Source organism: Microbacterium sp. C448 (assembly GCF_000582705.2).
In the GTDB taxonomy this organism is placed as follows: domain Bacteria; phylum Actinomycetota; class Actinomycetes; order Actinomycetales; family Microbacteriaceae; genus Microbacterium; species Microbacterium lacus_A.
In genome coordinates this window covers 22,035-34,879 of the sequence record NZ_HG779742.1, presented here as the reverse complement: position 1 = coordinate 34,879, position 12,845 = coordinate 22,035, and the positions used below count along the sequence as shown (strand labels likewise).

Genomic DNA, 12,845 nt, shown 5'->3' with positions numbered 1-12,845 from the left:
CAGGCGGTTCGGACTAGTCCCCCCGGATACGGTCCGAACCGCCTGTCACGCCGCCGGAACCATCCGACCGGCTCGCGGGTCACCCACCCGCACGGCGGAAGAGAGAAGCATGCGCGGCACGACGACTCCCTGAACAGACGAGAAGCCCTGCGGTGCGCAAGGCGTTCGACTCGCAACATTAGAGCGCCCTCATAATCGCGGCCTGGGGTTCCGGCAGATATCACCCCCGAAGCGACTCGAATTCACCCTTGGGGTGAGGGTGAGGGTGGAGTTGAGGTATTCAAAGCTGGCGGGTGGGTGTTCAGAGCTGGCGGGCGAGGGCGGCGGCCTCGGCGCGACTGTGAACGTCGAGCTTGCGATAGAGACTGCGAGTCAAGGTCTTGACCGTGTTCCGGCTGATGAAGAGGGTGTCCGCGATATCGGCGAACGACTGACCGTCGGCGATGAGAACAAGCAACTCGCGCTCGCGGCGCGTGAGGGCGTCGAGGTTCGCGTGGCGTTGTGAAGCGGAGTGGGGGCCGGCGCCGGTTGTGATTGTGCCGGTGCCAGTGCCAGTGTCGATGGAGTTGCGCGGCTGGGTGAGGGAATCGGGGACGTCCAGGCCCGACAGGTCCGCGAGCGACTTCAGGTCTGAGGTTGTGAGGGCTCGGTAGGTGTGAAACAGGCGCTCGTGGGTGATGAGGGCGTGAGCTCGACAGAAGGTGGGGCCCGCGGCATCCGCTCCCCCGAGCGCGAACTCGCAGGCGGCGAGGAGCAACTGGGCTGCGGCTTCGTCGCGCACAGGCGGAGATGCGGCGAGCGCGGTGCGAGCATGCGCTCGCGCTGCGGCATGCGAACCCGCGCGATAGAGATCCCGGGCCTGGCGGACCACGTCGGCTGGGACGGGGTCTTCGGGGTTGGGGGTTGTCGGACTCAGCGGCTCGTCGAGTTCGATCTCGAGGGCCGATGCGGCCCGCACGAGATAACGCCGATTGGCGCCCTGGTCGAACAGGGGTCGCGAGCGACGCTCGGTTTCGCCCGCCATCTCGTGCCGGACGATCAGGGGGGCGAGCGGGCCGCGGGCGATCATCGCGCGCACCCACAGATGCGCGGCCCAGTACTCCCCGATCGCGCCCTCATCGATGCGGGCGAGAGCCTGGGACGCGGCATCGTCGTCGAGTTCATCGGCCGCGATGAGCGCCTCGGTCAGATGCAACACGGCGTCGTAGCGGGGACTGTCGCGCTCTGTCGCATGCGCTTTCTCGAGCCACGATCGTGCGTCCGAAAGCCGACCGCGCTCGGCGAGCAGCCAGGCCAGCGAACCGGCGGCGCGACGGGCGATCTCGGGCTGTCCGGTAATCGAACCGAGGTGATGACTCTGTTCGTACTCGGCGATCGCGCCGTCCGCGGCGGCGACCTCGCGGCACCGCCCCCACTGGATCATCAGGTGTGGCAAGGACTCGCGGGCTCGACCTCGTGAGGACTCGTCGGCGCGCTCCAGCATCCGTCGCGCTTCGACCGATCGCAGGCGCGCCGTGTCCAGACCACCCTCCATCCGCGCCCCGGCCGCGCGACCCGTCAACGCGATCAGCGAATCCAGCAGCTCACGTGGCTCGCGGGTGCCGCCGTACAGGTCGCGGGCGCCGTCATGAAAGCGACCCACGTCTTGACCTGCCGCGACCTGCTGCAGATAGTCGGCGGCGATCAACATGCTGGGACGCTCGACGAAGACCTCGCCGGGCAAACCCTTGAACGCCTCGAGCATCGCCTCGGGAAGTCGGGTGGCGTAAAGATCCCAGTGCCGCTGGAAGACGTCGGCGGCAGCCATCCAACCCTCGTCGCGGGCGGCATCCTCGATTGCGGAACGCAGGTGTTCAGGCGCGACGATTACTCGTTCGTGCGCTGACTCGCGCGCACGCCCGACCTGCTGTTCGTCGCTCACGGCAATCCCCACCATCAGACGGTTCTGATGTGTTCGACCACGATAGAGGGCGCCCGGGGTGGTCGCTCTCTCTCATGAGACGCCTCGTGCGGCGTTTCATGACGCGAGTGGAGCCAGAAAAATCAGGCGCTTGCGGCGGGGGCGAGAGGCTCGTCGGGGGTCGACGTACTCGGGGACGCGTTCGTGTCCGTCGTCGCGGCAATCGCCATGGCCGTCACGAGGATCGGCTTGTGGTCGGAGAGGCCCTGCGGAAGGGTCTGCACCTTGTCGATCTCGAAGCCGACCGAGGTGGCGAAGTCGTAGTGGCCGCGAAAGAAGCGGTAGCGCGTGTAGGTGCGGGCGTCACTGAGGTTCAACTCGTAGCCCTGGTCGCGGATGCGCTGACCGAGGTTCTCTTTGAACACGGGGTAGTTGTAGTCGCCCACCATGAGGGTCGGCAGGCCCGGACCGAGCGCGCTGAGCTCGTCGAGTGCCGTGCGGATCTGATGCCGGCGCAAAGAGTTCAGGGCGGTCAGGGGCGCGGCGTGGAAGGACGCGACGATCATCTCGTGTCCCGCGTCGATGTCATGCAGGCGCACGCCGAGCAGGCGCTCCTCCGCGGGCTTCAGCACACGATCGTGCAGCGACTTCTTCAAGCTCATCGCCCGGACGGCTTCGGCGCGGTAGGTGTTCTCGCGGAAGTAGACGGCGAGCCCCAGGCGGTTGCGGCTCGTGGCATCCGCAAGCTTCAGGCCCTGGATGGTGTCGGGGATGTCGGTCGAGTCGCACTCCTGCAGACAGAGCACATCGGGTTCGTAGCGCTCGGCGAGCGTCGCGAGCTCGGTGGCCGCACGATGCTTGCGCAGGTTGTAAGAGATGACCTTCATACCGCCAACCAGGATAGGCGCGGGACGTTACCGTCGGGTGACGCGTTGGCCGTCGGTCCGGGGTTCTTTGACAACTCTCAGGTGGACGAGCGCGTTCTCACTCCTCGTCGCGGCGAGCGCGGGTGACGTCCGCGCGCGACGCGAGCAGATCGTCGGCGGGGTAACCCACCTCCATCAGGGTGAGGCCGCGGGCCGCGAGCACCGGGAAGGCGCTGGTGCGCTCCTGCGCGTTTCGGAGGGTCGCGACATCCTCGATGCTCAGACGGCCGCGGCCGACCGCGACACAGGCGCCGACGAGCGCGCGCACCATGCTGTGGCAGAACGCATCCGCGCGCACATTCGCGATCAGCACGTTGTTGTCATCGCGCCGCCAGTCGAACTCGAGCAGCGTGCGGATGGTCGTGGCGCCCTCGCGGGGCCGGCAATAGGCGGCGAAGTCGTGCAAGCCGATGAGTGAGCGGGCCGCGGCATCCATCGCGTCGACGTCGAGGCGGGCGTTCACATTCGTCGTGCGGGCGCGCTCGAGGGGGTCGTAGCCCGTCGTGGAATCGGCGACGCGGTATGCGTAGCGGCGCCACACGGCCGAGAAACGCGCATCGAACCCCTCGGGGGCCTCGCGGATGTCCCGCACCGTGACGTCCGGGTATTTGCCGAGCACGCCGCGCACCCGCTGCGCGAGCAGATCGAGCGGTGAACCGTATTTCGGACGCGACCGGCCGAGGGCATCGAGGAGCTCTGCGTCGAGGTCGAGGTGTGCGACCTGACCGGCGGCGTGCACGCCGGCGTCCGTCCGGCCTGCGACGACGAGGCGCGGGGTGGGAGCTGCTGTGTGTCCCGTGCCGAGCACCAGGGCCAGGGCATCCTCGAGCGTCCCCTGGACGGTGCGGAGGCTCGTCTGCCGTGCCCAGCCGTGGAAGTGCGTGCCGTCGTAGGCGATGTCGAGGCGGATCCGCACCCGATCAGCCTATTGCCGCGGCGGAGCCCCCCGGGGGTCAGCCTCCCGCAATCCTTCTCGCAGTGTCGGTGCCCCCGACGTAAACTTGGGCTGCGTCGACGCCACCCGCATGTGCCCCACGCACTCCCCGAAAATGCGCGCCCCACGTCCGCCGCCCGGTACCCCATGACTCGCGACATCTCCCCCGCCCCCGCCACGGCTCCCACGCTCGACCGTCCCGTCGCGCCTGCCCTGCCGCCCGTTTCGGCGCGGGTTTCTGAACGCTACGCGGGCCTGGATGGACTGCGCGCGATCGCGGTGGCACTCGTGGTGGCCTACCACCTGTTCCCCGCGTGGTGGCTGCCGCAGGGATTCATCGGCGTCGACGTCTTCTTCGTCATCAGCGGGTTCCTGATCACCTCGCTGCTGCTGCACGAGGCCGCGACATCCGAGGCCGCCGGTCGGGGCCGACGCATCTCGCTCGTCGGGTTCTGGCGACGCCGTGCCCGCCGCCTGTTGCCGGCGCTCGTGACGCTCATCGTCGTGTGCGGACTCTGGGCGTGGACGGTCGGCGGCGACGTGCTGGTCGGCTTCGGGCGACAGGTGCTCGGCGCACTGACCTTCAGCTTCAACTGGATCTCGATCTCGGCGGGCAGCGGATACTTCGACGCGGGCACCCCCGAGCTGTTCCGAAACCTCTGGTCCCTCGCCGTCGAAGAGCAGTTCTACGTGCTCTGGCCCCTGCTCTTCCCGCTCCTGCTGCTGATCCCCTCGCGCATCGTCCGCGCGGGCGTCGCCGTCGTCGCGGCGGCGGGCTCGGCGCTCTGGATGGCCGTGCTCGTATCGAACGCGCTGGCTGGAGCCAGCGGCGGGACGGGCGTGACGCGGGCCTACTTCGGCACCGACTCGCACGGCTTCGGCATCCTGCTCGGCGTCGCGCTCGCGTTCGTCGCGGGTCAGGCGCTTCGCGCACCGACCGCCTGGATGCTGCGCGCCGGCGTGCGCCGTGGCGTCACCGCCCTCGGCGCACTCGCCGTCGTCGGGATCGTCGCGATCGCCATCGTCCCGCCCGCGCCCGATACGGCGACGTTCCCGGGCGCCCTGCTCGTCGCGTGCCTGCTCACGGTCGTCGCGATCACCGCCGGAGCGTGGCCGGGCTCCGTGCTGGGACGCGCGCTCGATCTTGGGCCGCTCCGCTTCGTCGGGCAGCGCTCGTACGGCATCTATCTGTGGCACTGGCCCGTGCTTGTCCTCCTCATGGCGGGCCTCTCGATCGCCCCGGGTACCGAGGTGCCGCTCGCGGTGGGGCTCTGGGCCCTCGCCATCACCCTCCTCGCCGCCACCGTCTCGTATCGGTTCATCGAGACCCCGGTCCGCCGCAACGGATTCCGCGTCTCGTTCGCGGCTCTCCGCGCTCGCTTGTCCGGGGCACCGGCCGGTCGCTTCGCCGCTCTCGCGGCCGTCACGGCGTTCGTGATCGCCGCCGCCGCCACGACCAGCGCGATCGCGATTGCGCCCCAGGTCACGTCGGGGGCGACCGCGGTCGAAGCGGGACAGCAGGCTCTCGACGCTGCAGACGCGCCGACAGCATCGCCGTCTCCGACCGGTCCCCGCGTCGAGCCGCCGCTCGCCGTGCAGACGGGCGATGAGCCCGTGCCCGGCCCTCGACCGACCCCGGTGACCGGCGACCAGGTCAGCGCCATCGGCGACTCCGTCATGCTCGCATCGGCACCCGGGCTCATGGAGCGCCTGCCGGGAATTCAGATCGACGCATCCGTCTCGCGCTCGCTGAACGCGGGTGTCGGCATCGCCGAAGCCCAGGCTGCCGCCGGGCAGCTTCGGCCCTACGTCGTCATCGCGCTCGGTACCAACGGGCCGATCAGCGCAGAAGCGCTCGCCCGCCTCGAACGGGCGATCGGACCCGACCGGCACCTCGTACTCGTGAACGCCTTCGCCCCGCGCGACTGGATCGCCGGGGTCAACGCCGAACTCGCGACCTTCGATGCGGCCCAGGCCAACGTCGTCGTCGCCGACTGGGCGGGGGCCGCCGCGGCACACCAGGACCTGCTCGCGGGCGACCGCATCCACCCCGGCCACACGGGCGGGCGACTGTTCGCCGAGACCGTGGCAACAGCCGTGCAGGGCGTGGAGGATGCCCGGGCCCAGGCCGCGTTCGACAGGTCCGTTCGCGCCTCGGCGCTCGCCTCGCGCCTCGTCGATGGCGAGGATGATCGCGAAGACGGGGGCGACGTTGATAAGGATGCCGGTACGGATGCCGAGGCCGAGGAGGGCCGCGGTGTCTCCGCGGACCTGCCGGAGCGATAGATTCAAGCGGTGAAGTCCTCTCGCCGACGCCGCTCGATCGTCGTGACACTCGTCGTGGTTCTCGTGCTGGTCATCGCCGGCGGAGCCGTCTGGGCGCTGCTCCGAGGCGGCGACGTCGCGGCCGAGGAAGAAGAACACATCCGCGTCGCGGTGTTCACCGACACAGAAGCCGCCCGAGAAGCCGCGAATGCCCCCGAGGACTCCCCGGAGCAGGCCGCCGCGGCATACCTCGCCGCGCAACCCACGGCGTTCTGGCTGGTGCCCGAGCGCGACCCGATCGGCGAGGTCGGGGCCCGCGTCACGTCGCTCGCGCAGGAAGCGTCCGACCAGGGCGCCACCTCCACGATCGTCGTCTACGGCCTGCCGGGACGCGACTGCGGCAACTTCTCGGCGGGCGGACTCTCCGAAGCCGACTACGCGACCTGGACCGCCGAGATCGGCGCAGCGGTGCGGGCCTCCGGCATCGAGACGATCATCATGCTCGAGCCGGACTCGATTGCGCTCGCCCAGGAATGCGGCAACCTCGCCGAGCGCGCGCCTCAGTTGCAGGGCGCGGTCACGAATCTGTCGGCCGACAACGCCGACATCTATATCGACGGCGGCCACTCGACGTGGCACTCCCCCGACGTCATGGCGGGATTCATCCGCGAGATGGGCATCATCGACCAGGTCCGCGGATTCGCCACGAACGTCTCGAACTACAACACCGACGCCGACGAGGTTACCTACGCACGCCAGCTGTCGGGACTGCTCGGCGGAGCGAACGCCGTCATCGACTCCGCGCGCAATGGCGTCGGGTCGACGGGCGAGTGGTGCAATCCGCCGGACCGGCGCGTCGGATCTGCTCCCGGAACCGTTCACGACGACGTCGTCGACACGAATCTCTGGATCAAGGTGCCGGGCGAGAGCGACGGCACGTGCAACGGCGGCCCCGCGGCGGGTGCCTGGTGGCCGCAGTCCGCCATCGTTCTGACCACCGACGTCGTCGTCGTGGAAAACGACGACGAATAACGTCGGCCCCGTGTATGGGACAATTCGACAAGATCTACCGTCAGCAAAGGGAGCGACCGCATGGCCGATGCCGATGAGCTGCGCACTGCCGTCATTGTCGAGGACGACCCCGACGTTCGGCACCTGATCGCGAGCGTCTTCGAGTCGGCCGGATTCTCCGTCGTGTCCGTCGGCAACGGTCTGGACGGTGTCCGTGCCGCCCTGGCATACAAGCCCCTCATCACGACGCTCGATGTCAGCATGCCCGGGATCGACGGCTTCGAGGCTGCCCGCCGCATCCGAGCGGGCGGCAGCCCGACCTTCATCATGATGGTCAGCGCCATGGCCGAAGAATCCGACGTCATCCAGGGGCTCGGCGCCGGCGCCGACGATTACATCGTCAAGCCGTTCCGACCCCGCGAGTTCCGGGCACGCATCGATGCATTCCTGCGGCGCCCGCCCCGTACCGAAGCGCCCGGCGCTCCCTCGCCGCGTCAGCAAGAAAGCGCCGGACCATCCTTTCCGCGCATCAACACCACGTCGATCCCGGTTCAGGCGCCCGCCCCGCAGCCGTCCGTTCAGCAGGCTGCTCCTGCCGACCCGCCGATCTACCGCGGGCCGGGCGCTCACTCATTCGAGCAGGCGCCGCCGCCGCGGCAGCCGCGCCAGCCTCCCACGCAGCAGTGGGAGAGGTACGACGAGCCCGTACAGGCGATGCGGGTCGTGCCGGCCGAAGACTACGACGATCTGGACGAAGAGTACGACGACGTCATCGAGGGTGAGATCGACGGGCCCAGCTCCGAGGTCGAACGCCGTGACCCGCACATGGGCTGGATGCACCACCGCGACCTGTTTCTCGACCCCGAGACGCGCCGTGTCGAGATCGGCACCCAACCGGTCGACCTCACCCAGACCGAGTTCGAACTGCTGTTGACGATCATGTCGTCACGTCGACGCATCCGCAGCAAGGCCGATTTGACGCTCGTGCTGCGCGGTGAGTCCTACGTCACGTCGTACTACGTCGGCGACGCCGACAAGCGGGCCGTCCAGGCCCACGTCGACAGCCTGCGCCGCAAGCTCGGCGAAATGAGCTCACCGGTCCCCCGCTACCTCGAAGCAGTGCGGGATGTCGGGTATCGCATGACCCCCGACACCGACGGCTAGTCGAGAACCTTCTCGGTCAGACCTTGAAGCCGTGCTGACGACGTAGTAGCCGCATGAACATGCTCAGGGTCTGGATCACCGTGATGACACCGAGCACCGGCCAACCGACCGCGAGGATGCCCGACTGAAGCTCGATCGGGATCAGGTGCCAGGCGACGACGATCGCCGCGACGATCCCGATCGCAAGGAACAGCGGTGTCCAGTGCCCGATCCCCGCACCTCGCTCGGCCTTCGCCTGCATGGCCCAGTTGTCGACCTTCGTGCGCGAGAGGAAGCGGGTCCAGGAGCGGAGGAAGTGGGCGATGCGGATCCACATGTAGAGCTCGGCCGGCACGATCAGCCCGGCGAACAGCACATCGTGGCGGTCCCTGTTCTTCATCGACAGCGCCATGCGCAGGTTGAGCGCCACCGACATCGCGATGGGAATGAGCCAGAGGGGCGAGAAGATGAACGCGTTGATCGAAAGGGAACCCGCGAGCAGAGTGACGAAACCGACGCGCACGAACAGGTTGACCAGCATGCTGAACTGCTCGAGCCAGCGCACGCGCAGGTTCGGGTGGAACGGCTGGCCCTTGGTGTCGCCACGCTGGCCCGGCCACATCAGTTCGATCGCGCCATAGTTCCACTTGACCTGCTGGGCGTCGAGGCCGCGGAGGGTCGTCATGCCACCCACGTCGGCGCGGGCGTACGGGCTGATCTTGGTGAGGTATCCGGCGCTCTTGATCTGCAGCGAGAGCAGGGAGTCCTCGACCTCGCTGTCCTTCACCCAGGGCGTCGACTGGTGGTTCTCGCGCATGACATCGCGCAGGGCCTTGGTCGAGAAGATCGAGAACTGCCCGCCCAGCACCGCCATGTTGCGGCCGCGGAGCAGGTTGTGCAGGTTGAAGGCCGCGAACTGCGACCGCTGTCCGGTGATGAGGAAGCGCGCGAAACCCTTGAACGGGTTGTCGTCGATCGAGTAGATCGCGGAGATACCGCCGATGCGGGTGTCGCTCGTGATCTCGGTCTCGAGAAACTCCACGGCGCGGCGGTCGGCGACCGTGTCGCCGTCGACGCCGAGAAGGAAGTCGTAGCCCTCGACGAGGGCGAAACCGTAGTTGAGGGCACCGACCTTCTTGTCGGGGTTCTTGCCGATGTCATGGACGAAGACCTCGGTGAACTGCTCGCCGAGCTCGGTCGTGATCTCGTGCGGACCCGCGAACTCCGAGGCGATCGCGACGGTCTTGTCGTTGGAGTTGTTCACGACGAGGTGGATCACATCCGGCACGCGAGACTGCTCGAGGAGCCCCCGCAGCACGTCGGCGATCGATTCCTCTTCGTTGTACGCCGGGATGATGCATCCGATGGTCGCCCGCTGGGTGCTCAGGTCCTGAAGCGACGCGGCGAAGTCCTGCGGAAAGGCGCTGCTCGGCTCGACGATCTCGGGCTCGGGCTCAGGCCGGGCGGCGGAAGGCCGCGAATACGGCATGACCTTCTGGCCGACGGACGGGGAAATCGACATGGGGACCTCGTGTTTCGGCGGGTAAGCCGGGGGAAGAAATACGGGGGGTGCTGTTCGATTATGGGCGGAGCCGCTCAGGGGAACCTCAGGACGGGCTTGTCGGCTCCGCAGGATCTACCTAAGAGAAACGTGACGGCAGGATGAGAATGCTCTCACTTGCGAATGCTACTACGCGGAGTGTCCTCAGGGCGCGGGTTGGCCCGTGATCGCAACGGTGAGGGTGTCTGACGCGCTTTGTTTGGCGTACTCGGTGGACGTGGGTGTCGTCTGCACGAGGAAGTCGTAGGTGAATTGCAGGGTGACGAGCGTCGCCTCGGCCGGCACGGGCCCGACGTTGAAGGTCTGCGAGTAGCTGTAAGGGTCGAGAACGAGGTATCCCGGCGCGACGGTGGACTGATCGGTCTGGGGCGAGAGCGGGTCGAACGACTCATTGAGCGTTCCGGGAACCGCGACCATCGTCGCGCGCTGCAGATACACCTTCTGCCCGTCGTTGGGTGTGACCGACGTGATCAGGCTGATGCTCACCGGCTTGAGCGCACCGGATGTCCAGTCCCCCATGTTGAGCGTCGACCAGTAGTTGATCGACACGCCCACGGCGCCCGCGGCGAGCGTCCGCGCGGTGGAGCCGCTGGAGAGATCGTTCGGCACCGGGGCCGGAACGGTCGTGCCCGACGGCGAAGGCGAGCCGGAGGGCTGATCCCACGGCAACACGCCCGCGCATCCGGTCAGGGCGAGAGCCGAGATCATCGTGATCGCGGCGAGCCCCCGGAGCGCATGACGGCGGGCATCGGGGCGTGCGGAAATCGAGCGATGTGACATCGCTGCCGCGGTGCGCGTGCGTACATTGATCACAGAGATCCCTCCAGCGCTAAGTGTTGCACTGGATGTCCGCCCGCATGAAATCCGCGACGCGACGCGCCGAAGACCGCAAGAAGCCCGCACCCTCGAAGGGGTACGGGCCTCTTGCGGTATATCGGATTACTTCGCTTCGGCGTCCTCGGCGGCTGCCTCTGCGGCGCCCTCGGGAGCCTCGGCGTCGGTGTCCGACACCTCGACATCGGCGTCCTCGACGGCGACCGGAGTCTCGTCGGCGGCGGGCTCGTCAGCCGGAGCAGGCGTTGCAGCGGGGGCCGCGGCATCCGACTTCTTCGACGACTTGACCTTCGGCGTGACCGGCTCGAGCACGAGCTCGATGACAGCCATGGGGGCGTTGTCGCCCTTGCGGTTGCCGATCTTGACGATGCGCGTGTAGCCACCCTCGCGCTCCGCAACCAGCGGGGCGATCTCGGTGAACAGCACGTGCACGACCTCACGGTCGCCGATGATGCCCAGCACGCGACGACGCGCGTGCAGGTCACCACGCTTGGCGAACGTGATCAGGCGCTCAGCGAGCGGACGCAGGCGCTTGGCCTTGGTCTCGGTCGTCTGAATCGACTTGTGCGTGAAGAGGGCCGCGGCGAGGTTCGCAAGCAGCAGGCGCTCGTGGGCAGGACCGCCGCCGAGGCGGGGACCCTTCGTGGGCTTAGGCATGAGTATCTACTCCAGGATGAATCGGGTCGGGGTCCGCAGGTCAGACGGTCTCGTCGTCGTAGCCGCCGTAGAAGTGCGCGCCGTCGAAGCCCGGCACGGAATCCTTCAGCGACAGGCCGAGCGAGACGAGCTTGTCGCGCACCTCGTCGACCGACTTCTGACCGAAGTTGCGAATGTTCATCAGCTGGGTCTCGGAGAGCGCAACGAGCTCGCTGACCGTGTTGATGCCCTCGCGCTTGAGGCAGTTGTACGAACGGACGGACAGATCGAGGTCTTCGATCGGCATCGACAGCTCGTTCGAGAGGACGGTCTCGACCGGCGCGGGGCCGATCTCGATGCCCTCGGCCTCGACGTTCAGCTCGCGGGCGAGGCCGAAGAGCTCGGTCAGCGTGCGACCGGCCGAAGCGACGGCGTCACGCGGGGCGATCGAGGACTTGGTCTCGACATCCAGCACCAGCTTGTCGAAGTCGGTGCGCTCACCGGCACGCGTCGCGTCGACGCGGTAGCTGACCTTGAGAACCGGCGAGTAGATCGAGTCGATCGGGACCTGACCGGCCTCGGCGTACTCGTTGCGGTTCTGCGTCGCCGAAACGTAGCCGCGGCCACGCTCGATCGTCAGCTCGAGCTCGAACTTGGCGGTGTCGTTGAGCGTCGCGATGACGAGCTCGGGGTTGTGGATCTCGACGCCCGCGGGAGCGGAGATGTCGGCGGCAGTGACCTGGCCGGCACCCGTCTTGCGCAGGTAAGCCGTGATCGGCTCATCGCGCTCGGACGAAACGACGAGCTGCTTGATGTTCAGGATGATCTCGGTGACATCTTCCTTCACACCGGGGATCGTGGTGAACTCGTGGAGGACACCATCGATGCGGATGCTCGTGACGGCTGCACCGGGGATCGACGAGAGCAGGCTCCGACGGAGCGCGTTACCGATCGTGTATCCGAATCCGGGCTCGAGCGGCTCGATGATGAAGCGGCTGCGGAACTCCGCGATCTTTTCCTCGGTCAGAGTGGGACGCTGTGCGATGAGCACTGTGTGTTCCTTTCGGCTAAGTGCCCGCTATATGACACTTGCATGGGTGAGGTTGTGAGTTTTTCTCGGGCGGATGACGGGGCACCGCGCAGGGCGCAGGGCCAGGCATCCGCGAAGTCAGTGAGACGGCGCGACGACCTGCAGCCGGAGCGCACGAGGCGCCCCGGCTACGGGATCAGACGCGGCGGCGCTTGGGGGGACGGCAGCCGTTGTGTGCCTGCGGCGTGACGTCCTGGATCGAACCGACCTCGAGGCCGGCGGCCGTCAGCGAGCGGATCGCCGTCTCACGACCGGAACCCGGTCCCTTGACGAAGACGTCGACCTTCTTGACGCCATGCTCCTGAGCCTGACGAGCGGCCGACTCGGCGGCCATACCGGCCGCGTACGGGGTCGACTTGCGCGAGCCCTTGAAGCCCACGCCGCCCGACGAGGCCCAGCTGATGACAGCGCCCGAGGGGTCGGTGATCGAAACGATCGTGTTGTTGAACGTCGACTTGATGTGGGCGTGACCCAGCGCGATGTTCTTCTTCTCTTTGCGCCGCGGCTTGCGTACGGCGGTCTTGGCCTGTGCCATAACGTTTTTC

General features: G+C 67.7%; 11 protein-coding genes. 3 read left to right on the top strand and 8 right to left on the bottom strand.

From position 1 onward, the window contains the following. Nucleotides 1-301 precede the first annotated feature (301 nt). From MIC448_RS16460 to truA, 3 genes are all read right to left on the bottom strand, one after another. Entirely contained in the window at nucleotides 302-1,921 is a 1,620-nt protein-coding gene (locus MIC448_RS16460; RefSeq protein WP_158497545.1) for a LuxR C-terminal-related transcriptional regulator, read from the bottom strand. Nucleotides 1,922-2,043: 122 nt separating this feature from the next. Beyond that, complete coding sequence (locus MIC448_RS12065; RefSeq protein ID WP_051513713.1) at nucleotides 2,044-2,787, bottom strand: endonuclease/exonuclease/phosphatase family protein; 744 nt, start codon at nucleotides 2,785-2,787, stop codon at nucleotides 2,044-2,046. A gap of 97 nt (nucleotides 2,788-2,884) precedes the next feature. Further along, the gene (gene truA, locus MIC448_RS12060; RefSeq protein ID WP_036300002.1) at nucleotides 2,885-3,742 is read right to left on the bottom strand and encodes a tRNA pseudouridine(38-40) synthase TruA; all 858 of its coding nucleotides are present in this window, start codon (nucleotides 3,740-3,742) and stop codon (nucleotides 2,885-2,887) included. A 165-nt stretch (nucleotides 3,743-3,907) separates the two neighbouring features. On the opposite strand from truA, the gene MIC448_RS12055 reads away from it, so the two are divergent. Genes MIC448_RS12055 through MIC448_RS12045 form a run of 3 tightly spaced genes read left to right on the top strand, consistent with a single transcriptional unit; the run spans nucleotide 3,908 to nucleotide 8,200 of the window. Continuing rightward, a complete protein-coding gene (locus MIC448_RS12055; RefSeq protein ID WP_081766384.1) occupies nucleotides 3,908-6,046 on the top strand; it encodes an acyltransferase family protein in 2,139 nt (712 codons plus the stop codon). Between the two features lie 9 nt (nucleotides 6,047-6,055). Beyond that, complete coding sequence (locus MIC448_RS12050; protein WP_036300000.1) at nucleotides 6,056-7,057, top strand: glycoside hydrolase family 6 protein; 1,002 nt, start codon at nucleotides 6,056-6,058, stop codon at nucleotides 7,055-7,057. A 60-nt stretch (nucleotides 7,058-7,117) separates the two neighbouring features. Beyond that, nucleotides 7,118-8,200 (top strand): response regulator transcription factor, encoded by a 1,083-nt coding sequence (locus MIC448_RS12045; RefSeq protein WP_036299998.1) that lies wholly within the window; start codon nucleotides 7,118-7,120, stop codon nucleotides 8,198-8,200. 16 nt (nucleotides 8,201-8,216) lie between these two features. Here the strand turns inward: MIC448_RS12045 and MIC448_RS12040 are convergent, their stop codons facing one another. From MIC448_RS12040 to rpsK, 5 genes are all read right to left on the bottom strand, one after another. Beyond that, on the bottom strand, nucleotides 8,217-9,701 hold the full coding sequence (locus MIC448_RS12040; protein ID WP_036299996.1) for a glycosyltransferase: 1,485 nt from the start codon (nucleotides 9,699-9,701) through the stop codon (nucleotides 8,217-8,219). 183 nt (nucleotides 9,702-9,884) lie between these two features. Next, nucleotides 9,885-10,553 (bottom strand): hypothetical protein, encoded by a 669-nt coding sequence (locus MIC448_RS12035; RefSeq protein WP_232711681.1) that lies wholly within the window; start codon nucleotides 10,551-10,553, stop codon nucleotides 9,885-9,887. 126 nt (nucleotides 10,554-10,679) lie between these two features. Further along, the gene (gene rplQ / locus MIC448_RS12030; RefSeq protein WP_036299994.1) at nucleotides 10,680-11,231 is read right to left on the bottom strand and encodes a 50S ribosomal protein L17; all 552 of its coding nucleotides are present in this window, start codon (nucleotides 11,229-11,231) and stop codon (nucleotides 10,680-10,682) included. A 40-nt stretch (nucleotides 11,232-11,271) separates the two neighbouring features. Further along, complete coding sequence (locus tag MIC448_RS12025; protein WP_036299992.1) at nucleotides 11,272-12,261, bottom strand: DNA-directed RNA polymerase subunit alpha; 990 nt, start codon at nucleotides 12,259-12,261, stop codon at nucleotides 11,272-11,274. Nucleotides 12,262-12,436: 175 nt separating this feature from the next. Next, nucleotides 12,437-12,835: a 30S ribosomal protein S11 gene (gene rpsK, locus MIC448_RS12020; RefSeq protein ID WP_036299990.1), complete on the bottom strand. Its 399-nt coding sequence runs from the start codon at nucleotides 12,833-12,835 to the stop codon at nucleotides 12,437-12,439. Between the last annotated feature and the right edge of the window lie 10 nt (nucleotides 12,836-12,845).